The sequence below is a fragment of the Pseudonocardia yuanmonensis genome, from assembly GCF_039542425.1.
Classification (GTDB): Bacteria; Actinomycetota; Actinomycetes; order Mycobacteriales; family Pseudonocardiaceae; genus Pseudonocardia; species Pseudonocardia yuanmonensis.
In genome coordinates, this window is sequence record NZ_BAABIC010000005.1 from 76887 (window position 1) to 96634 (window position 19748).

Consider the following 19748-nt stretch of genomic DNA (forward strand, 5'->3'; position numbering starts at 1 on the left):
CAGCTCACATCCGGAAGACGCCGAAGCCGCGGCGGCCGGCGACGGTCTGGGAGTGCACGGCCGACAGCGACAGGCCGAGCACGGTGCGGGTGTCGCGGGGATCGACGATGCCGTCGTCGTAGAGCTTCGCGGTGACGAAGAAGCTGTGCGACTCGGCCTCGATCTGCTGCTCGATCGCCCGGGTGCGCGCCGCGTCGGCCTCCTCGTCGAACGGCCTGCCCTGCGACGCCGCCGACGCCCGCCCCACGATCGACATCACGCCGGCGAGCTGCGCCGCGCCCATCACCGCGAGCTTCGCCCCGGGCCAGGCGAACATCAGCCGCGGGTCGTAGGCGCGGCCGGACATCCCGTAGTTCCCCGCCCCGAAGGACGACGCCATGTTGATCGTCAGGTGCGGAACCCGGCTGTTCGTGACCGCGTTGATCATCTTGGCGCCGTCCTTGATGATCCCGCCCTGCTCGTAGTCCTTGCCCACCATGTAGCCGGTGGTGTTCTGCAGGAAGATCAGCGGGGTGTCGGTCTGGTTGGCCAGCAGGATGAACTCCGAGGCCTTCTTGGCCTCCTCGCTGAACAGCACCCCGCGGTGGTTGGCCAGCACGCCGACGGGATAGCCGTGGATGCTCGCCCAGCCGGTGACCAGCGAGGTGCCGTAGAGCGGCTTGTACTCGTCGAAGTCCGAGCCGTCGACGGTGCGGGCCAGCACCTCGCGCGGGTCGAACGGGATCTTCGCCTCGGGCGGCAGGATCCCGAGGATCTCCTCCGGGTCGTAGCGCGGCGGCTGCGGGTTCGCCGCCGGCGCCGGCCCGAGCTTGTGCCAGTTGATCCGGGACATGATCTCCCGGCCCAGCCGGATCGCGTCCCGCTCGTCCGTGGCGAAGTAGTCCGAGAGCCCGGAGATCCGCGAGTGCATCTCCGCGCCGCCGAGCGACTCGTCGTCGGACTCCTCGCCGGTGGCCATCTTGACCAGCGGCGGCCCGCCGAGGAACACCTTGGCCTGCCGGTCGACCAGCACCGCGTAGTCGCACATGCCGGGCACGTACGCCCCGCCGGCCGTGGAGTTGCCGAAGACGAGCGCGATCGTCGGGATGGCCGACGAGGAGAGCTCGGTGAGCTCGTGGAAGATCCGCCCGGCCGGCACGAACAGATCCGCCTGGGTGGGCAGGTCCGCCCCGCCGGACTCCACCAGGTTGATCACCGGCAGCCGGTTGATCCGGGCGATCTCCAACGCGCGCAACGTCTTCCTCAGCGAGTACGGGTTCATCGCCCCGCCGCGCACCGTCGGGTCGTGCCCGATCACCACGCACTCCACCCCGGACACCACACCGATGCCGGTGAGCACGGAGGCGCCGACGGTGAACTCGGTGCCCCACGCCGCCAGCGGGGAGAGCTCCAGGAACGGGCTGTCCGGGTCGAGCAGCAGCTCCAGCCGCTCGCGGACCGGGAGCTTGCCGCGGTCGCGGTGCCGCTGCACGTAACGCTCCCCGCCGCCGGCGATCGCCAGCTCCAGCTGCTCGTTCAGCTGGTCGATCACCTCCAGCTGGGCCTTGCGGTTGCTCGCGTAGGTCTCCGACGAGACGTCGAGCAGGGACTTCAGGACGGGCATCAGCGTCCCCCGTAGTGGTCCGCGTGCGTCTCGCGGACGACGTTCTTCTGGATCTTCCCGGTCGACGTCCGCGGCAGCTCGTCGACGACGATGACGGACTTGGGCACCTTGTACCCGTCGAGCCGCTCCTTCAGCGCGGCGGTGAGCGCGGCGGGGTCGACCGTCTCCCCCGGCTTCGGCACCACGACGGCGGTGATCGCCTCGCTCCACCGCTCGTGCGGCAGCCCGACGACCACGACCTCGGCGATCTTCGGCTCGGCGTCGTAGACCGCGCGCTCGACCTCGATCGACGCGACGTTCTCGCCGCCCGTCTTGATGACGTCCTTGGAGCGGTCGGCGAACCACAGCACGCCGTCCTCGCCGAAGCGCCCGACGTCGCCGGAGTGGAACCAGCCGTGCCGGAACGCCTCCGCGGTCGCCTCCGGGTTGCGCAGGTACTCCTGCATCGTCGAGGGCCCGCGGTAGACGATCTCGCCCTGCTCGCCGCGTGGCAGCAGGTTCCCCTCGGGGTCCATGATCGCGACCTGGACGCCGGTCAGCGGGGTGCCGACGGCGCCGACGTGCGTGAGCTGGTGCTCGGGCCGGAACAGGGTGGTGATCGGCGACATCTCGGTCTGGCCGAACAGCAGCGCGAACCCCCTGCGTTCTCCCCACCCCGTCGGCTCCGCCTCCTGCCGACCCCCGAAGAAACCGTCCAGGCAGGCCTTGATCTGCGCCTCCGGCATCGGCGCCATCGCGTAGACGGCCCGCCTGAGCGAGGACAGGTCCCGGGAGCCGAACGACGGGTGGTCCAGCGCCGCGCGGTACATCATCGGCAGCCCGAACACCTGGGTGATCCGCTCGCGCTCGATGGTGTCGAGGAAGCGCCCGGGCTCGAAGCCGCGGTGCACGTGGATCGTCGCCCCGACCACGACGGCGGGCGTGCAGAAGGCGTTGAGCTGGGCCGTGTGGAACATCGGCATCATCGCGACGAACCGGTCCGCGGCCGTCCAGCCCGAGTCGAGCGCGGCCGACATCGACTCGAGGTGGATCGCGAGGTGCGTCCCCACCACGCCCTTGGGGAAGGACGTCGTCCCCGAGGTGTAGAGATAGCTCAGCGGCGCCCGGTCGGGGATCTCCACCTCGACCGGGGAGTCGTCGGTGGACTCGACGTCGGTGAACGCGACGGTCCCCGGCGCGGCCTCGCCCACGACGATCGTCTCGGGCAGGTCGACCTCGTCGAGGCCCGCCAGCAGCCCGCTCTCCACCACGATGCCGCGGGCGCGCGAGTGGCCGAGGACGTAGGCGACCTCCTTTGACCGCCAGCCCAGGTTGATCGGCACGCACACGACACCGGTCTTGGCGCAGGCGTAGTACACGGCGAGGAACTCGGCGCTGTTGCCGGAGGCCAGGGCCAACGCGTCCCCGACGCCGTAGCCGCGGGCGAGCAGGCCGTGGGCCAGCCGGTTCACCCAGGCGTCGAACTCGGCGTAGGTCCAGCGGCGGTCCCCGTCGACCACGGCGAGGTGCTCGGGCCGCGCGAAGGCGCTGCGGGTCAGGGCGTCGCCGACGTTGACCCGCTGGATGATGTTCATCGGCGCTCCTGTTCACTGCGATCGGCGGGGCCGCTCGGTTCGAGGGGCCCGGTTCGGGGCCGATGGGTTCTAGTAGGACCGCGGGAGGCCGAGCGAGTGCTGGGCCACGAAGTTGAGGATCATCTCCCGGTTCACCGGGGCGATCCGGAGCAGCCGGGCCAGCCCCCAGTACGGCAGCAGCCCGAACTCCTGCGCCACGCCGTTGCCGCCGTGGGTCTGCATCGCGGCGTCGAGCGCGGCGAGGGCGGCCTCGGCCGCGGCGTACTTCGCCATGTTGGACGCCTCGCCGGCCGGCAGTCCGTTCGCGTGCAGCCACGCGGCCTTGCGGGTCATCAGCGCGGCCAGCTCGGTCTCGATCTTCGCCTTGGCCAGCGGGTGTGCGACCCCCTGGTGCGCGCCGATCGGCCGGTCCCACACCTGCCGGTCCTTCGCGTACCGCGCGGCGCGGTCCAGGGCGTAGCGCGCGATCCCGACGCAGAGCGCGGCGCCGGTGATCCGCTCCGGGTTGAGCCCGTGGAACACCTGCCGGAAGCCCTGCCCCTCCCCGCCGACCAACGCGGACGCCGGGAGCCGGACCTCGTCGAAGTGCAGGGTGAACTGCTTCTCCGGGAGCATGACGTCCACCGGCAGCACGGTCCTCTGCAGGCCGGGCGCGTCCGTCGGCACGAGGAACAGCGACAGCTGCCCCTGGTCCCCGGTGCGGGCGACCAGCAGCAGCGCCTCGGCCTCGTCGACGCCGGAGATGTAGTACTTCTCGCCGGTCACGACCCACTCGTCGCCGACCCGGCGGGCCCGCGTCGAGAGCTTGTGGGTGTTGGACCCCGCCTCGGGCTCGGTGATCGCGAAGACGACCTTCTGCCGGCCGCTCGCCAGCCCGGGCAGCCACTCCTTGCGCTGCTCCTCGGTGCCGTACTCGGCGATCACCTCGGCCGAGATCGCGTGCGTGACCAGCAGCAGCAGGATCGGCGCGCCCTGCGCCGCGATCTCCTCGCACACCAGGGCGAGCTCGACGAGGCCTCCGCCGCCCCCGCCGTACTCCTCCGGCACGTTGACCCCGACGAACCCGGCGTCGCCGAGGGCGTGCCACAGCTCCGTGCACTCGGTGGCCGTGCGCGCGTGCTCGACGTAGTACGCGCCCCCGAAGGGCGCCGCCACGGCCCCGACCGCCGCCCGCAGGTCGCGGTGCTCGTCGCTCTCGGCGAAGTCCACTCCGACTCCCGTCGCGTCCGGAACCGAGTTTGTGATCCTCGGTTCACTCGTGGCGGACCCTACCGTGCGACTGCCATGATGGCCAGGTGCCGCGCCTCCCCACCACCGTCCCCGGCACCGTCGCGGCGCCCGGCGGGCGCAGCCGACGGGACCCGGAGCGCCGCGAACGGATCCTGACGGCCGCCGCGGAGCTCGCCTCCCGGCGCGGCTTCCACACGGTCGGGATGGCGGACATCGGCGCCGAGGCCGGCATCGTCGGGTCGGGCGTCTACCGGCACTTCGACAGCAAGACGGCGATCCTCGTCGCCCTGCTCGACCGGGTGATGACCCGCCTCCAGGAGGGCGCGGCCGAGGTGCTGGCGGGGCCCGGCGACGAGCGCAGGCACCTGTCCGCGCTGATCAGGGACCACATCCGGGTCGCGATCGAGGACCGCAGCGTGCTGGCGGTCTACCACCGCGAGGTCCACACGCTGCCGGAGGAGGACCGGCGGCGGCTGCGCCGGCTGCAGCGGCACTACCTCGAGGACTGGGTGCACGTGCTCGCCCCGCTGCGCCGCGACCTGGCCGACGGCGAGCTCCGGCTGGCCGTGCACGCCGCCATCGGCGCGATCCAGTCCACGCTCTTCTTCCGCAGCGGGCTGGCACCCGACCGGCTCGCCGAACTCCTCGACGGGATGGCCCACGCGTGCCTCGGCGTCGAGCCCGCACCCGAGGCGCCGACAGGGTCGTCGACCGGGCCCGCCGAGTGAATCAGGAATGACTGCATCCTTGCCATCGTGACGGCGATCACGGCATGCTGCCCGCATGCTGCCCCTCCAGCCGCACGGCACGGCGCTGCCCGATCCGGCCTCGATCGACGTCGAGACCCTGCGCGGGCGGCGTGCCGTCCACCGCTGGGAACGCACCTCGGTCGGTGACCTCTTCGAGCGGCTGACCTGGAGCTATCCCGATCGGATCGCGCTCACCGCCGTCGACGGGGCCTGCGGCGAGGACCGGTTCGCGGAGGTGACGTACCGGGAGGCAGACGACACGGCGAACCGGGTCGCGCAGGCGCTTGCCGCCGCCGGGCTCGCCCCGGGCGACCGGGTGCTGCTGCTCTGCGAGAACTCGGTCGAGGCGCTGCTGGCGAAGATCGGGATCGCGAAGGCCGGCATGGTCGCCGCGCCGCTCAACCCGAGCCTGGCGCCGGACGTGCTGGAGCACCTGATCGGGCTGACGGAGCCGCGCTTCGCGTTCGTCGACGCCGAGCTGTGGCCGCGCGTCGAGCAGGTGTTCGCGGTGACCGGGCTGACCGTGGGCGCCACGATCACGGTCGGCGGCGGGCCGGTCGCGGGCAGCCCCTCCTTCGGCGAGCTGGTCGCGGGGGCGCCGGCCGACGAGCCGGAGGTCGAGATCCACGGCGACGACATCTGGCAGCTGCTGTTCACCTCCGGCACCACCGCGATGCCGAAGGGCGTGATGCTCTCGCACAGCTACGCCCACCTGGCCGCGCTGAACTTCGCGCTGTCGCTCTCCCGCGGCCTGCGGCACGACTCCGACCTGCGACTGTGCACCTTCCTGCCGATGATCTACCACATCGGGGACGAGCTCTTCCCGTTCGGCGCGTTCGTCTCCGGCGGGTCGGTCGCGCTCGGCCGCCGTCCGGCCCCGGGGCCGGTCGCCGAGGCCACCGCGGCCTCCCGCGCGACCGCGCTGTGGGCCGGGTCCCCGCAGTTCGTCACCGCCCTGGCCGACGAGCTCGACGCCCGTCCCGACCTGGACGTCTCGGCCCTGTCGATCCTCGTCTACGGCTGGGGCGCGCTGTCCCCCGCGGTGCTGCGGCGGTTGGAGTCCCGGGCCGCGCCGGGCTTCGTCACGCTCGGGATCTTCGGCCAGACCGAGGCGATCGCCTGCCACCGGTTCTGGCCCACGAAGTGGCCCGAGGTGCACGCCCGCACCGCGCCGGCCGTCAACTACGTGGGGGTGCCGAGCGGGATGCTGGCCTCGGACGTCGTCGACGAGCTGGGCGACCCGGTCCGCGGCGAGCCCGGCGAGGCCGTCTACCGCTCGCCGATCATGACCGCCGGCTACTACCGCGATCCCGAGGCCACCCGCGAGGCCTTCCGCGGCGGCTGGTTCCACTCGGGCGACTCGGCGACGGTCGACGAGGACGGTCTGCGGATCATGGTCGACCGCTACAAGGACATCGTGAAGTCCGGCGGCGAGAACGTGTCGAGCATCCGCGTCGAGGCCGTGCTGCACGAGCACCCGGACGTGCTGCGGGCGGCGGTGATCGGGCTCCCGCACGAGCACTGGGGCGAGGCGGTGACCGCCGTCGTCGTGCCGAGGGACGGGCGCAAGCCCGAGGCGGAGGCGATCATCGCGCACTGCCGCGAGCGGCTCGCGGGCTACGAGACGCCCAAGGCGGTGGTCTTCGCGGAGTCGTTGCCGGACACCGTCGGCGGCAAGGTGCTGAAGTACAAGCTGCGCGCGGCCCACACCGACCTGTATCGGTAGACGGGTGGACTTCACCGAGGACGACGACCACCGGCTGATCCGCGAGGCCGTCCGGGACATCTGCGCGAAGTTCCCGGACGACTACTGGAGCGAGCGGGACTCCACCCACACGTTCCCGTGGGAGTTCTACGCCGCGATGGCGGAGGGCGGCTGGATCGGCATCGCCATGCCGGAGGAGTACGGCGGCGGCGGGCGCGGGATCACCGAGGCGTCGATCGTGCTGGAGGAGGTCGCCGCGTCCGGGGCCTGCATGAACGGCGCCAGCGCGATCCACATGTCGATCTTCGGGATGCACCCGGTGGTCCTGCACGGCAGCGAGGAGCTGCGGCGCCGGGTGCTCCCCGCGGTCGCGTCCGGGGAGCTGCACGTGGCGTTCGGGGTGACCGAGCCCGACGCGGGCCTGGACACCACGAACGTCACCACCCGGGCCGTGCTCGACGGCGACGCCTACGTGGTGCACGGCCGCAAGGTCTGGACCTCGAAGGCACTGGAGTCGGACAAGGTGCTGCTGCTGGTGCGCACCACGCCGCGGGCCGAGGCCGCGAAGCCGACCCAGGGCATGACGCTGCTGGTCGCGGACCTGAAGGACCCGGCCGTCGCCGTCTCGCCGATCGACAAGCTCGGCCGCAACGCGATCGCCTCCTGCGAGGTGGTCTACGACGGGCTCCGCGTGCCCGTGGAGAACCGGGTCGGCGAGGAGGGCGCGGGCTTCCGCTACCTGCTCGACGGCCTCAACGCCGAGCGCGTGCTCATCGCCGCCGAGGCGCTCGGGATCGGGCGGGCCGCGGTGCGCCGGGCGGTCGCGTACGCCCGCGAGCGGGTCGTGTTCGACCGGCCGATCGGGGCGAACCAGGGCATCGCGTTCCCGCTCGCCGACGCCCACGCCCGGCTGCGCGCCGCGGAGCTCGCCATCCGGGAGGCGTCCTGGCGGATCGACCGCGGACTGCACGCCGGCGAGCAGGCCAACACCGCCAAGTACCTCGCCGCCGACGCCGCGTTCCAGGCCGCCGACGCCGCCGTCCAGACCCACGGCGGCTTCGGCTACGCCCGCGAGTACCACGTGGAGCGGTACTTCCGGGAGGCCCGGCTGCAGCGGATCGCCCCGGTGCCGCAGGAGATGGTGCTCAACTACCTCGCGCAGCACGTGCTGGGGCTGCCCCGCAGTTACTGATCCGGGGTCACCGATCCGGAGACACCGGTTCGGGCTACAGACCGGCGACCGGCTCCGCGCGGAGCACCTCCGGGCCGAGTTCGCCCTCCAGCTCGACGCCGGGCGACGAGAAGGGCACGACCCGGTCGCCGGGCGTCTTGTTGAGCAGGAGCCGCGTGACGTCCGGGCGCGAGTAGTGCCCGGCGGGATCGGCCGCCGCCTTGGCCAGGGAGATCAGGCGCAGGTCGAGGTCGGCGTAGACGAGGCCCTCGGCGTCGGGCGCGAGCGGTTCGGAGATCAGTCGGCCGTCCGGCGCGTAGATGCCGGCGTACCCGCCGCCGGGCTTCAGCAGGGCGCGCTTGGTGTCGTCCGTGCACAGGAGCTCGACCATCTCCGCGGACACGGTCGCGCAGGGGGCGATCACGAAGGTCTGCCCCTCCACCGCGTAGACCCGGCTCGCGGCGGTGTTCACCTCCGGGCCGAGCGCGTAGGCCCCGCCCTCGTAGAGCGAGAAGCTGGGCCAGGCGCCCACGTGGACCTGCTCGTTCTGCGCGTACATCGCGTACTTCGACAGCGGCTGGAGGTGCTCCCAGCAGCAGAGCCCGCCGAGGCGGCCGAGCGGGGTGTCGTACACGGACAGGTCGCTGCCGTCGCCCTCGCCGAACACGGTCCGCTCGACGTGGGTCGGCTTGAGCTTGCGCCGCCGGGCGATGGTCTCCCCGTCCGGCCCGATCATCCACTGTGCGATGTAGAGGCTGCCGCCCTGCTTCTCCGAGATCCCGAGCACCACGGTGATCCGGTGCTCGCGCGCCGCGGCGGCCAGCCGGTCGGCCTGCGGCGAACCGTAGACCAGGGAGTTGTCGTGGTAGCGGGGGAAGAACTGCAGGCCCCACGCCGGCGCGTCCAGCCAGATGAACCACGGGTAGCCGGGCAGCCAGGTCTCGGGGAAGCCGATCAGCTCGGCCCCGTTCGCGGCGGCCTCGGCGATCAGCGCGACCGCCTTGTCGATGCCGGCGTCCAGGTCGAGGAACTCGGGCGCGGCCTGCACGGCGGCGGCCCGGAACGCGGGGTGCTCGATGCTCATGCCACGGCAGCGTGCCGCGCGGCCCGTCGCGGTGATGGCCCCTGTGTGTCGTTCTCGTTGACTCTGCGACGCACTCCCTTGTCGCGGTGCCGCGCTCTCCCTACCGTCGCGGCATGGCGCGCGTGCTCACCACCGACACGGTCGAGGCGCGCGACCGCCTCGACTTCTGGAACGCCGCGGTCTCCGACGCCTATGTCCGGCTCTCCTGCGCCGCGCCCGGCGGCGACGTCGTCGGGGACATCCGCGTCGACTCGCTCGCCACGCTGGAGCTGTCGCGGGTCACCGCCACCGCACAGCACGTCGTCCGGACGCCCTCGTTGATCGCCTCGACCGCGGAGGACTTCTTCCTGGTCAGCCTGCAGACGCGCGGTCGCGGCCGGATCAGCCAGGACAGCCGGACCGCCGAGCTCGCCGCGGGCGACTTCGCGCTCTACGACTCGACCCGGCCCTACGCGCTCGAGTTCGACGGGCCGTTCCAGCAGTACGTGCTGATGCTGCCCGGCCCGACGCTGCGCTCCCGGCTGCGCGACACCCCGGAGCTGACCGCCCGGCGGGTGCAGGGTGCGGCGGGTGCCGGGCACCTGATGATCGAGATGATCCGGACCCTGGCGGTCGACGTCGACGTGCTGGAGCCGGCCGCGGCCGTCGCCGTCGCGCAGGGGGTCGAGCACATCGTGGTCGCGGGGCTGAGCTCGCTCGGCGAGGCACCCCCGCCGGAGCCGTCACTGGTCGCGCGGCGCGAGGAGGTGAAGGCGTACGTCCGGCGCCGGCTGGGCGACCCCGGGCTCACGGTCGCCGCGATCGCCGCGGCGCTGCACACCTCCGTCAGCAGCCTGCACCGCGCCTTCGCCGACGAGCCCTGCTCCCTGGCCGAGTGGATCTGGGCGCAGCGCCTCGAGGCCGTCCGGGCCGACCTGCTCGACCCGGCGCTGCGCCACCGCACCATCTCCGAGCTGGCCTTCGACCGCGGCTTCGTCGACGCCTCGCACTTCAGCCGCGCCTTCCGCGCCCGCTTCGGCCGCACCGCGCGGGAGGTCCGGAAGGGGTGACCGCGCCCGGCGAGGGTTGCCGGGTGCCTCAGTAGCATGTCACGCTCCACCGTGATCCGGCTCTCACCGTGGAGGCGCCCGTGCGCGGTCTGATGTTCGACAGCCAGCTGCTCCTGCACTCGTTCCTCTGGCGCACGGAACGGCTGTTCGCGGACAAGCAGATCGTCACGCGGCTCGCGCCCGGCGAGTACCACCGGTACACCTACCGGGACTTCGGCAGACGCACCCGCCGGCTCGGCGACGCCCTGCGCACGCTGGGCATCGGGCCGGGCGACCGGGTCGGGACGCTGGCCTGGAACCACTACCGGCACCTCGAGACGTACTTCGGCGTGCCGGGCATCCAGGCCGTGCTGCACACGATCAACCTGCGGCTCTCCCCGGCGCAGCAGAAGTTCACGATCGACAAGGCCGAGGACCGGCTGCTGCTGGTCGACGTCGACCAGCTCGACCTCGTCGCCGACCTGCTGGACCTGGGCCTGCCGACGGTCGAGGCGGTGATCGTCCTCGCCGACTCGGTGCCCGAGCACCGGCTCCCGCTCCCGGTGCACTCGTACGAGGAGCTCCTCGCCGCGGCGGACGAGGACGCGCAGTTCGAGGAGTTCGACGAGCACTCCGCCTCGGCGATGTGCTTCACCTCGGCGACCACCGGCGACCCGAAGGGCGTCGTGTACTCGCACCGCGCGATGGTGCTGCAGGCGATGTGCCTGGCGATGCACGACAAGCTGAACATGTCCGAGTCGCAGGTGTGGCTCGAGGTCGCGCCGATGTTCCACTGCAACGGCTGGAACATCCCGCACACCGCGCTGCTGCAGGGCGCCACGCTGGTGCTGCCGGGCGCGCACCCCACCCCGGGCGACTACGTCGACATCATCGAGGACCTCGGCGTCACCGGCATGAACGCGGCCGTCACCATCGGCACGATGATCCGCGACGCCGTGCGCGCGAGCGCCCGGCCGCGGGACCTGTCGTCGTTGTCGACGCTGTGGCTGGGCGGGCAGGCGCCGTCGAAGGCCGTCATGAAGTGGTTCCGCGACGAGTACGACTGCGAGGTCATGCAGGGCTACGGCATGACCGAGAACAGCCCGCAGATCTGCTTCTTCGCGCTCAAGTCCACGCTGGCCGCCGGCACCGAGGACGAGATCTACGCGCTGCGCCAGACCCAGGGCCTGCCGATCCCGCTGCTGCAGATCAAGGTCGTCGACCAGGAGACCGGCGAGGAGCTGCCCTGGGACGGCGAGAGCATCGGCGACTTCCACGTCCGCTCCCCCTTCACCGCCAGCGAGTACTACAAGGACGACCGGACGAAGGACTCGATCGTCGACGGCTGGCTGCGGACCGGGGACGTCGGCTGCATCGACCCCGAGGGGTACGTCCTGCTCAAGGACCGGTCCAAGGACCTGATCAAGTCCGGCGGCGAGTGGATCTCCACGATCGACCTGGAGAACTCGCTGATGCTGCACCCGAAGGTCGCCGAGGCCACGGTCGTCGGGATCGAGGACGAGAAGTGGCTGGAGCGGCCGCTCGCCTGCGTGGTGCCGTCCGACGACTCGCTCACCCCGGAGGAGCTGCGCGACCACCTGCTGGCCGAGGGGTTCGTCAAGTTCTGGGTCCCGGACACCTTCCTGTTCGTGCCCGAGGTGCCGAAGACCAGCGTCGGGAAGTACGACAAGAAGGCGATCCGCGGAGTGGTCGCGGACGAGGGGCTGGAGCGGGCGAGGGTGCGGCTCGGCGCGGGGTGAGGTCGGTCGGCCGATCGGCCGACCCGGGCGTCGGGCGGGACGTCCGTCGGTCACCGGATCCTCGGCGGAGCCGGGAGACGGGAGCGTGGGTGCCGGGCGAGGAGCCCGAGCCGGACGACGGTCCGGCGACAACCCACGAGAGGAACGACGATGCTCACCACGCTCATCACGGTCCGACCCGGCCCGACCTTCCCGGCACCCGAACACCAGCACGTCTGGACGACCGCCTCGCACCCCTTCCCGGACGGCCCGGTCGGCCACCGGACGTGCCGGTCCTGCGGGGCGTCGGGCCTCTTCGCCCCGACGGCGTCGGCGGGGCACCCGGGCTGACGTCTGAAGCTGACCCCGTGGCGACGGGTGAATCTGGACCGTCGTAGCGACAGTCAGGGGTGCTGAGGGTGGAGGACTGGGCGGAGATCCGCCGACTTCATCGGGCGGAGCAGACGCCGATCAAGACGGTCCCCCGCAAGCTGGGGGTCGATCGTCGGCACCGGATGGATGCCGGTACCTACGAAACGGGGTTCAGTGGTCGCCAGGCCAGCCACTCCAACGATCCGTCGGCCTCGTCGAGGTCGAAGCGGTGTGGGTCGAACGGCCCACCCGCCCACTCGAGGTGTTCGTCGTGGTCGGGATGCTCCGGGTCAGCGAGCGCGGCCTGGAACTCGTCATAGCCCCACGGGCCGCCGACGTCTTCGGGCGGACACGCACCCTGGCCTGCGATGCAGCGCGGGTAGCGCACCCCCGGCTCGGCAGCGGCGACCTTCTCCACGGTGATCCGGTGAGCCCAGTTGTCGCCGAAGTCGTAGAGGTAGCCGAACCGATCTCCCTGCTTGGCCAGCTGGGACAGCTCGGCCTTGGCCTCATCGACGAGATCCTGGTCAGGCCAGTCCGGGTCCGAGATCCCGAAGCGGCGCCCGGCGACGTCGAACTCGTGCAGATGAGAGTTGGTCCAGCCCATCGCCGACTGCACCACCTCGTGCAGCATCGCCAACGACACCTCCCCCGGCACTTGCACACGGCGTCGAACCGGCGGCTGCACCTCCTCCAGCACGATCTCCAGCTCGAAGATCTTCGTCTCCACGGACACTCGAGGCGCGGGCATGCACCGATGCTGTCAGCTCCGCCAGCACTGGCAGGACCGGGATCACCCCCTCTGAAACGACGTCCGAGAGAAGGACCGGCGCCGGCGGCGCCTCGTGCTCGACGCCGAGGCCGCATCGGCGACGGCGTCCGGGCCTCGTGCTGTCTCACCACATCCGGACACCGAGCAGCGTGGCCAGGCGACCGGACCCTGGCGGCCGGCACCTCCGTGGAGAACCGCGAATCGCCGACTTCGCGTGAGAGGCGCCGGTTTCACCGGCGAGGAGGCGGTCCGCACCCTCGCGGCGTTCCGGAACTCGTCCCCGGAGATGACCGAGGCCGAGGTCTGCGAGCGGCTGCTCCGCGAGTGGAGCGACCGACCCCCGAGGGAGGCACTACCGAACCCTCACCCACTCAGCCCGGCAGCACCTTCCGCTCCCGCAGCACCCGGAACCAGTGCCGGAAGGACTCCTCGGTGTCGTAGCAGTCGCCGAAGCCCGCCTGCCGCACCTTGACCGTGCTCACCAGTGCGGGCGGGCGCGCCTCCGTGGCGCCGTGCGCGAAGCAGTAGTCGGCGTAGTGGTGGGACTCGCCGAGCAATGCGTCGAGGGACGGCTCGACGAGCCCCTCGCGCTCCGCGATCCGCCGCCAGACATCGGCGTGCGCGGGGAGGTACTCGGCGAGCCGGACCGGCTCGTCGGGGGCGGGGTCCATGCCCAGCTCGTCGGCCAGCGCCGGCCAGAGGTCGCGCCAGTTGAAGGCCTCGCCGTTGGTGAGGTTGAAGTGCTGGTCGCGGGCGGTCTCGGCGGTGGCCGCCCAGAGCGCGGCGTCGCCGACGAGCCGGACGTCCACGGCCTCGCTCGCGATGCCCGCTCCCCCCGGGTACCCGAACGACTGGCCGAGCTCGCGCCGCACCGCGGCGTAGGCGCCGACCACCGGCGGCAGGTTCATCGCGACCCCGGTCGTCGGGCCGACGACGATCTGCGGGCGCAGGATCGTCCACGCGAAGCCGTGCGCGGCGGCCGAGGCGCGCAGGTGGTCCTCCTGCAGCCAGTAGAAGTTCTCGTGCGGGTCGCGCGGGAACCGCTCGCGCGCGGGCACCGGGATCGGGTGCAGGTGCACGCCGTAGGCCTTGGTCCCCTGCAGCAGCGTGACGTGCTCCAGCCCCTCCGCGAGCGGGTCGAGGAGGGCACGGAACATCGCCAGGTTCGTCCGCATCTGGTCCTGCTCGCGCCAGCCGCGGATCAGTCCCGGCTTCTCGTGCAGCGCCCCGTAGACCAGGTGAGTCGGTCGCAGGTCGGCGACCGCCTCGGCGACGGCCTCGGCGTCCGTCAGGTCGACGGCGAGGTGTCGCACCGGGCGCACCGGCGGCCGCCGCGAGAGCGCGACCACGTCCCACCCCGCGTCGGCGAACGACTCGACCGCCGCCTCGCCGACCAGTCCGCTCGCCCCCGCGACCAGCACCGTCCGCCCGCTCATCGGTCTCCCTTCCGCAACCCGCCCACCACGAACTCCGCGTACTCGTCCGCGATCCGCTCGACCCGGCCGTCGTCGCCCCGGTCGGGGTCGTACCAGACGGTGATCCAGTTGAGCGCCCCGAGCACCGGCTTGGTCGCCAGCCGCGGATCGGTCCCGCGCACGCTGCCCTCGCGCTGGCCCTGCGCGACGACGTCCGCGAAGAGCTGCTCGTACTCGTCCCGCATCGCGACGATCTCGTGGAGCGACTCGTAGCGCGGGCCCTGCCCGAGCCGGCGCATCTCCACGGCCTGCACCGCCACCCGCTGGAAGGCGTGGCGCGTCATCATCATCGCGGCGTGCGTGCGCACCATCCGTTCCAGCCGGCCGACGGCGTCGTCGTCGCCCTCGGCGAGCGGCCGGATCTCGGCGAGCAGGTCCCGCATCCCGGTGTGCACGACGTCCAGGAAGATGTCGGCCTTGCTCCGGTAGTAGTGGTAGACCCGCCCCTTGGTGGCCCGCAGCTCGTCGGCGATGTCGTCGATCGTGGTCGCGTCGTAGCCGTTGCGGGTGAAGGCCACGGCGGCGGCCTCGAGGATGTCCTGGCGTCCGGGCCCCGCGCCGGACCGGGAGAGCTCGCGGGTCACCGTCGGGATCCTCGCACGCGCCGGACCAGGGCGTGCCAGATCCCGACGAGCCCGGTCGGCGAGGCCAGCAGCACCACCGCGAGCACGCCGCCGAGCACGATCTTGTCCGCGTCGCCGCCGAGGGAGAACAGCTGCTGCTGGGCGGTCAGCAACGCCGCCCCGACCAGCGGCCCGAGCAGCAGCCGGCGCCCCGGCAGGATCACCGCGGTGAGCATGAACAGCAGGAAGGTCGGCGAGAGCAGGTCCGGGCTCACGTAGCTGCGCTGGTAGGCGTAGAGCCACCCGGCGAGCGCCGTGATCGGCGCGGACAGCACGAAGACCAGCATCCGGGTGCGCCGGACGTCGACCCCCATCGCCGTGGAGAGCTCTCCGTTCATCTGCGCCATCAGCGCCGTGGTGCCCAGCCGCGAGCGGCGGAAGCGGGACACGAGCAGCACGACGAGCACCAGGCAGACCAGGGCGATCGGCCACAGCTCCGCGTTCGTGCGGGCGACGTAGGTCCCGCCCACCGCAGGCAGCTCCAGCAACGGGACGCCGACGACCCCGTCCGAGCCGCCGAGGGCCTGCGTGTTCTGCACGACGGTCAGCCCGATGATCGCGGCCGCGTACGTGACCAGCGAGAACACGAACTCTCGCGTGCGCAGCGTGGCCAGCCCGAGCAGCAGCGCGAGCAGCAGGGTCACCACGATCGACGCCAGCAGCGCGGGGATCGGCGACCACCCGGACCGCACCGCGAGGATCGCGGTCGTGTACGCGCCGGCCGCCCAGAACAGCGTGTGACCCAGGCTGACCTCGCCGAGGTAGGACAGGACGACGTCCACCCCGTAGGACATGATCGCGAAGATCGCGACCAGCACGACCGTCGCGTAGATCCGGTCCGATCCGCCGAGCACGGCGGGGAGCAGGTACGCGGCCGCGACCAGGACCACCCAGAGCAGCGCGCGCAGCGGCGTGGGGACGCGGCGCGCGGCCGGTGCGCTCGTCTCCCGGGTGGCGACGTCGGCGGTCATCGGCGGGCCCCCAGCCCCTGCGGGCGGACCACGAGCACGACCAGCAGCACGACGAACGCCGCGGCCGTGGAGTAGGCCGGCGGGAAGAACGTGCCGAAGAAGGCCGTGAACAGGCCCAGCCCGATCGCCACGACGAGCCCCCCGACGAGGTTGCCGACGCCGGCGAGCACCACGACGAGGAAGGTGATGATGACCTCCTCGAAGCCCATCGACGTGAGGATCGGGCTGCGCGGCCCCACCACCGCGCCCGCGAGCGCCGCGCAGACCGCGGAGAACACGAAGACGGCGAGGTACACGCGGGCCGCGTCGATCCCGTAGAGCTGGGCGAGCTTGGGGTCCTCGGCGACGCCGCGGACCATCCGGCCGAGGTCGGTGCGGCCGAGGACGACGAACGTGACCGCGTAGAAGGCCAGCGCCAGCACGACGATCAGCACGTCCTGCCCCGTGATCCGGGCCGCGCCGAGCGCCAGGTCCTGCTGCTGCAGCGGGCTGTCGATCGTCTGCGGGTCGCCGCCGAACAGCAGCGCCGCCCCGCCCTGCAGCAGGTAGCCGAACGCGAGGGTGACCAGCATGAGGTTGACGATGTTCTGCTCGAGCGTCATCCGGGTCATCAGCAGCTGGAGGACCACGCCGAGCACACCGACGACCACCAGCGCGACCGGCACGGCGACCCCGTAGGGCCACCCGAACCGGCTGATCACGAACCAGGTCACGAACGCGCCGAGCATGTAGAGCTGCCCGTGCGCGAAGTTGACCAGGCGGGCCGCGCCGAGCAGCACGGTCCAGCCGACGGCGAGGAGTGCGTAGCCCGCGCCGAGCGCGAGCCCGTTGACCAGGGCGGCGAGGATCACGGGCCCAGCCCTCCCAGGTAGGCCTGCGCGACGCGCTCGTCCTCGCGCATCCGCGCGGCGGTGCCGGAGGCGACGATCCGGCCCTGGTCGAGGAGGTGGAGCCGGTCGGCGACCTCGAGCGCCGCCCGCACGTTCTGCTCGACGAGGAGCACCGACAGGCCCGAGTCGACCAGCTCGCGGATGTGCGTGAGCACCTCGACGACCAGGCGGGGGGCCAGGCCGACCGAGGGCTCGTCGAGGATCAGCAGGCGGGGCGCGGCCCGCAGGGCGCGGCCGATCGCCACCATCTGCCGCTCGCCGCCGGACAGGGTGGAGCACCGTGCCCCGATCCGCTCGCGGAGCCGGGGGAAGACGTCGAGCACGTCGTCGACGTCGTAGGCGCGCCCGGCGGCCGCCCGCGGCGGGCGGACGACCTGCAGGTTCTCCCGCACGGTCATCCCGTCGAACACGCCCTTGCCCTCGGGGACCAGCACCAGCCCGAGCCCGGCGCGGCGATGGGCGGCCAGCCGGCCGACGTCCCGGCCACCGAGCAGCACGGACCCGGTGACGGAGGGCCGGCCGCGGGACCAGCCCGCCACGGCGTCGACCAGCGTCGACTTGCCCGCGCCGTTCGCCCCGGCGACGGCGACGAGCTCGCCGGCCCCCACCTCCAGCGAGACCCCGTCGACGGCGAGGCTGTGGCCGTAGCGCACCCGCACGTCGCGCACCTCGAGCAGCGGGCTCACGCCGTCCGCCCCAGGTAGGCCTCCAGCACCCGCGGGTCGCGCTGCACCTCGGCGGGCGGGCCGTAGGCGATCGTCTCGCCGCGGTCGATCACCAGCAGCCGGTCGACGATCTCCATGACCAGGTCCATGTGGTGCTCGATGAGCACGATGGCGACGCCGCGTTCCCGCAGGTCGCGCAGCAGGTCGGCGAGGGCGCGCATGTCGTCGCCGCCGACGCCGGCCGCCGGCTCGTCGACCAGCAGCACGCTCGCGCCCGGGCCGTGGGCCAGGGCGACGGACAGCACCCGCTGCAGGCCGTACGGCAGGTCGTCCGGCCGGGTGTCGTGGTGCCGCTCGGCGATGCCGAAGTCCGCCAGGAGCGCGTGGGCGGCGGCCCGGCACTCCCGGCGCGCCCGGGCCTCCCGCCACGGCGTGACGATCGCGCCCCCGAGCCCGGTCCCCCGCTCGACCTGGAAGGCCGTCATCGCGTTCTCCAGCACGCTCAGCCCACCGAAGAACGAGTTCTGCTGGAAGGTCCGCCGCAGCCCGCGCCGCGCGAGCACCTGGGTGGGCACCTCGTCCGTGTCCTCGCCGTGCAGCAGCACCCGGCCGGTGCGCCGCACCACGTTCGTCACCGCGGCGAAGCTGCTGCTCTTGCCGGCCCCGTTGGGCCCGATGACGCCGAGGATCTCGCCCCCGTCGACGGCGAACGAGACGTCGTCGAGCGCCTGCAGGCTGCCGTACCGGACCGAGAGCCCCTCCACGCGGAGGGCGGTCACGAGTTCCAGACCTCGTCCGGGACCGGGACCTCGTCGAGGACCTTGATCTTCCCGCCCACGACGGTGAAGGCGTACACCTTCGTCTGCATCTGGCCCTTGTCGGTGAAGGTCACGTCGCCCATCACCGTGCCGGTGAAGGTCTGCCCGTGGATCGCGTCCGCGACCGGCTGGCGGTCCAGCGTGCCGGCCTTGGCCACGGCGGCGGCCCAGACGTCCACGCTCTGCGCGCCGAGCGCGGCGTACTTGTCCGGCGGGTTGCCGGTCTTCTGCCGGAACGCGTCGGCGAACTTCTGGTTCTCCGGGTAGCCGTTGAAGGGCGCGACGTCCGGGAAGTAGATGTCCGCGGAGAACAGCCCGTCGACGGCGGCGCCCCCGGCCAGGTCGATCACCTTGGGCGAGACGGTGCCGAGCGCGGCGACGTGCGGCGCCCCGATGCCGGAGCGGGCGTACTGCTGGGCCAGGGCCGGCATCCCGGAGGACTCGGCCGCGTTGGCGGAGAAGACCGCCTGCGGCGCGGCGCCCTGGATGTTCGACAGGGGCACGCGGAAGTCGGTGGCCGAGTAGTCGAAGGTCTGCTCTGAGGCCACCGTGACGCCGGCGGGCTGGAGCTGGGCGGTGAGGAGCGCGCCCAGGTCCTTGCCGTACGCGTCGTTCTCCAGCAGGTAGCCGACGGACTTCGCACCGAGGTTCTTCGTCAGGTACTGCCCGGCGACGTAGGCGCCCACCGCGTTGCCCGCGTTGAGCCGGACGGCGTCCGGGTCGGCGTTGCCGAGGATCGTCGCGTTCTGCGGGATCGTGGTGATGTTGAGGATGCCCGCACGCACCAGCACGGGCTGGATGGCCAGCGTGACGGGCGAGTTCCAGCCGCCCATCACCACCGACACGCCCTCGCTCGCCAGCTGCGTCGCCGCGCTCACGCCATTGGCCGGATTGCTCTGGTCGTCCTTGGCGACGATCTGGAGCTGCCGGCCCAGGACGCCGCCCTCGGCGTTGACCACGTCCGCCTGGACCTGGATGGCGTCGAGCACGTCCTGGCCGTTGGGGCCGGCGGGCCCGCTGAGCGGCACGATCACGCCGACCTTGATCGGACCCGACGCGTCCGCGCCCGTACCGCCCGACCCGCTCGAGGGCGCCGAACCGGTGTTCGCGCACCCCGCCGTCAGGGCGATCGCGCCGACCAGCGCGCAGACCGCCGCCCACATCCTCGTGAATCGCACCGGGTCCTCCAGGTCGTCGTTGACCGTACTACTCGGTATGACGCCCGATGGTCGCCGAAGGACCCGACGAGGTCAAGGCACCTGCATTAGCCGTACGGTTG

General features: G+C 72.3%; 18 protein-coding genes. 6 read left to right on the top strand and 12 right to left on the bottom strand.

The genetic code is table 11. The features are described 5' to 3' along the window. Window positions 1–4 precede the first annotated feature (4 nt). The 3 genes from ABD990_RS08825 to ABD990_RS08835 all read right to left on the bottom strand — a co-directional run bounded on the left by ABD990_RS08825 (window position 5) and on the right by ABD990_RS08835 (window position 4386). Window positions 5–1603 carry an acyl-CoA carboxylase subunit beta gene (locus ABD990_RS08825; protein ID WP_345379664.1) on the bottom strand — a complete coding sequence of 533 codons (1599 nt, stop codon included), beginning with the start codon at window positions 1601–1603 and terminating at the stop codon, window positions 5–7. Continuing rightward, window positions 1603–3177, bottom strand: a complete 1575-nt coding sequence (locus tag ABD990_RS08830; protein ID WP_345379665.1) for an AMP-binding protein — start codon at window positions 3175–3177, stop codon at window positions 1603–1605. Before ABD990_RS08830 ends, ABD990_RS08825 begins: the two co-directional genes overlap by 1 nt. Before the next feature lie 69 nt (window positions 3178–3246). After that, window positions 3247–4386 carry an acyl-CoA dehydrogenase family protein gene (locus ABD990_RS08835; protein WP_345379666.1) on the bottom strand — a complete coding sequence of 380 codons (1140 nt, stop codon included), beginning with the start codon at window positions 4384–4386 and terminating at the stop codon, window positions 3247–3249. A gap of 86 nt (window positions 4387–4472) precedes the next feature. On the opposite strand from ABD990_RS08835, the gene ABD990_RS08840 reads away from it, so the two are divergent. The 3 genes from ABD990_RS08840 to ABD990_RS08850 are packed head-to-tail and all read left to right on the top strand — an operon-like array spanning window position 4473 to window position 8053. Then, window positions 4473–5135, top strand: a complete 663-nt coding sequence (locus ABD990_RS08840) for a TetR/AcrR family transcriptional regulator (RefSeq protein ID WP_345379667.1) — start codon at window positions 4473–4475, stop codon at window positions 5133–5135. Between the two features lie 55 nt (window positions 5136–5190). After that, window positions 5191–6882 (top strand): class I adenylate-forming enzyme family protein, encoded by a 1692-nt coding sequence (locus tag ABD990_RS08845; RefSeq protein ID WP_345379668.1) that lies wholly within the window; start codon window positions 5191–5193, stop codon window positions 6880–6882. A gap of 4 nt (window positions 6883–6886) precedes the next feature. Then, window positions 6887–8053: an acyl-CoA dehydrogenase family protein gene (locus tag ABD990_RS08850; protein WP_345379670.1), complete on the top strand. Its 1167-nt coding sequence runs from the start codon at window positions 6887–6889 to the stop codon at window positions 8051–8053. 34 nt (window positions 8054–8087) lie between these two features. Here the strand turns inward: ABD990_RS08850 and ABD990_RS08855 are convergent, their stop codons facing one another. Continuing rightward, window positions 8088–9116 (bottom strand): carbon-nitrogen hydrolase family protein, encoded by a 1029-nt coding sequence (locus tag ABD990_RS08855; RefSeq protein ID WP_345379672.1) that lies wholly within the window; start codon window positions 9114–9116, stop codon window positions 8088–8090. 113 nt (window positions 9117–9229) lie between these two features. Here ABD990_RS08855 and ABD990_RS08860 point away from each other — a divergent pair, with 113 nt between their 5' ends. The 3 genes from ABD990_RS08860 (at window position 9230) to ABD990_RS08870 (ending at window position 12234) form a co-directional block, all read left to right on the top strand. Then, the gene (locus ABD990_RS08860; protein WP_345379674.1) at window positions 9230–10165 is read left to right on the top strand and encodes an AraC-like ligand-binding domain-containing protein; all 936 of its coding nucleotides are present in this window, start codon (window positions 9230–9232) and stop codon (window positions 10163–10165) included. 80 nt (window positions 10166–10245) lie between these two features. After that, window positions 10246–11904 (top strand): long-chain fatty acid--CoA ligase, encoded by a 1659-nt coding sequence (locus ABD990_RS08865; RefSeq protein WP_345379675.1) that lies wholly within the window; start codon window positions 10246–10248, stop codon window positions 11902–11904. 150 nt (window positions 11905–12054) lie between these two features. Continuing rightward, complete coding sequence (locus ABD990_RS08870) at window positions 12055–12234, top strand: hypothetical protein (protein WP_345379676.1); 180 nt, start codon at window positions 12055–12057, stop codon at window positions 12232–12234. A gap of 178 nt (window positions 12235–12412) precedes the next feature. Here the strand turns inward: ABD990_RS08870 and ABD990_RS08875 are convergent, their stop codons facing one another. From ABD990_RS08875 to ABD990_RS08910, 8 genes are all read right to left on the bottom strand, one after another. Continuing rightward, window positions 12413–12985 carry a plasmid pRiA4b ORF-3 family protein gene (locus ABD990_RS08875; RefSeq protein ID WP_345379678.1) on the bottom strand — a complete coding sequence of 191 codons (573 nt, stop codon included), beginning with the start codon at window positions 12983–12985 and terminating at the stop codon, window positions 12413–12415. A gap of 413 nt (window positions 12986–13398) precedes the next feature. Next, entirely contained in the window at window positions 13399–14463 is a 1065-nt protein-coding gene (locus ABD990_RS08880; protein WP_345379679.1) for an NAD-dependent epimerase/dehydratase family protein, read from the bottom strand. Continuing rightward, window positions 14460–15086, bottom strand: a complete 627-nt coding sequence (locus ABD990_RS08885; protein ID WP_345379680.1) for a TetR/AcrR family transcriptional regulator — start codon at window positions 15084–15086, stop codon at window positions 14460–14462. Before ABD990_RS08885 ends, ABD990_RS08880 begins: the two co-directional genes overlap by 4 nt. Continuing rightward, entirely contained in the window at window positions 15083–16096 is a 1014-nt protein-coding gene (locus tag ABD990_RS08890; RefSeq protein ID WP_345379681.1) for a branched-chain amino acid ABC transporter permease, read from the bottom strand. Before ABD990_RS08890 ends, ABD990_RS08885 begins: the two co-directional genes overlap by 4 nt. Beyond that, window positions 16093–16947, bottom strand: coding sequence for a branched-chain amino acid ABC transporter permease (locus ABD990_RS08895; RefSeq protein WP_345379682.1), 855 nt, complete (start codon window positions 16945–16947; stop codon window positions 16093–16095). The genes ABD990_RS08890 and ABD990_RS08895 overlap by 4 nt, the downstream gene beginning before the upstream one ends. Beyond that, on the bottom strand, window positions 16944–17672 hold the full coding sequence (locus ABD990_RS08900) for an ABC transporter ATP-binding protein (RefSeq protein ID WP_345379684.1): 729 nt from the start codon (window positions 17670–17672) through the stop codon (window positions 16944–16946). The genes ABD990_RS08895 and ABD990_RS08900 overlap by 4 nt, the downstream gene beginning before the upstream one ends. Next, window positions 17669–18430: an ABC transporter ATP-binding protein gene (locus tag ABD990_RS08905; RefSeq protein ID WP_345379685.1), complete on the bottom strand. Its 762-nt coding sequence runs from the start codon at window positions 18428–18430 to the stop codon at window positions 17669–17671. The genes ABD990_RS08900 and ABD990_RS08905 overlap by 4 nt, the downstream gene beginning before the upstream one ends. Beyond that, window positions 18427–19647, bottom strand: a complete 1221-nt coding sequence (locus tag ABD990_RS08910; RefSeq protein WP_345379686.1) for an ABC transporter substrate-binding protein — start codon at window positions 19645–19647, stop codon at window positions 18427–18429. Before ABD990_RS08910 ends, ABD990_RS08905 begins: the two co-directional genes overlap by 4 nt. Between the last annotated feature and the right edge of the window lie 101 nt (window positions 19648–19748).

Coding starts and splice junctions, on each gene's coding strand:
- ABD990_RS08825 (WP_345379664.1), bottom strand. CDS start 1,603: ATGCCCGTCCTGAAGTCCCTGCTCGACGTCTCGTCGGAGACCTACGCG.
- ABD990_RS08830 (WP_345379665.1), bottom strand. CDS start 3,177: ATGAACATCATCCAGCGGGTCAACGTCGGCGACGCCCTGACCCGCAGC.
- ABD990_RS08845 (WP_345379668.1), top strand. CDS start 5,191: ATGCTGCCCCTCCAGCCGCACGGCACGGCGCTGCCCGATCCGGCCTCG.
- ABD990_RS08855 (WP_345379672.1), bottom strand. CDS start 9,116: ATGAGCATCGAGCACCCCGCGTTCCGGGCCGCCGCCGTGCAGGCCGCG.
- ABD990_RS08860 (WP_345379674.1), top strand. CDS start 9,230: ATGGCGCGCGTGCTCACCACCGACACGGTCGAGGCGCGCGACCGCCTC.
- ABD990_RS08870 (WP_345379676.1), top strand. CDS start 12,055: ATGCTCACCACGCTCATCACGGTCCGACCCGGCCCGACCTTCCCGGCA.
- ABD990_RS08880 (WP_345379679.1), bottom strand. CDS start 14,463: ATGAGCGGGCGGACGGTGCTGGTCGCGGGGGCGAGCGGACTGGTCGGC.
- ABD990_RS08890 (WP_345379681.1), bottom strand. CDS start 16,096: ATGACCGCCGACGTCGCCACCCGGGAGACGAGCGCACCGGCCGCGCGC.